The following is a 638-nucleotide window of genomic DNA, read 5'->3' on the forward strand; positions in this document are numbered from 1 at the left end:
GTGGTCGATCGCTGGGCGCCCGAACGCGTGATGATCAACGCCTACGGCCCCACCGAAACCACCATGTGTGTCGCGATCAGCGCCCCGTTGAGCCCAGGCTCACCAGTGGTGCCCATTGGCGCCCCGGTACCCCACGCGGCGCTGTTTGTGCTCGACCAGTGGCTGCGCCCGGTGCCCGCCGGTGTGCCCGGCGAGTTGTATGTGGCCGGCGCTGGGGTGGCCTGCGGCTATCTGCGTCGAGCCGCACTGACCGCATCACGATTCGTGGCCTGCCCCTTCGGGCAGCCAGCACAACGGATGTATCGCAGCGGCGATTTGGCGCGCTGGGCGCCCGACGGACAACTGCACTACCTGGGCCGCGCCGACCAACAAGTCAAAATCCGCGGCTATCGCATCGAACTCGGCGAAATCCAAACCGCCCTCACCGAACTCGACGGCGTGCACCAAGCCGTCGTCATCGCCCGCGAGGACCGCCCCGGCCACAAACGCCTCATCGGCTACATCACCGGAACAGCCGACCCCACCCAGGCACGCAATGCACTAGCCGAGCGGCTACCGGCCTACATGATCCCCACCGCCGTCATCGCACTCGACACAATGCCATTGACCCCCAACGGAAAACTCGACACCCACGCCCT

Annotated in this window: 1 protein-coding gene; it reads left to right on the forward strand. The window is 66.6% G+C overall.

The features are described 5' to 3' along the window. Positions 1-638 (forward strand): AMP-binding protein (locus tag MFM001_RS24260; protein ID WP_142760734.1); only part of this gene is annotated, 638 nt, incomplete at both ends.

The sequence above is a fragment of the Mycobacterium sp. MFM001 genome, assembly GCF_003402475.1.
In the GTDB taxonomy this organism is placed as follows: domain Bacteria; phylum Actinomycetota; class Actinomycetes; order Mycobacteriales; family Mycobacteriaceae; genus Mycobacterium.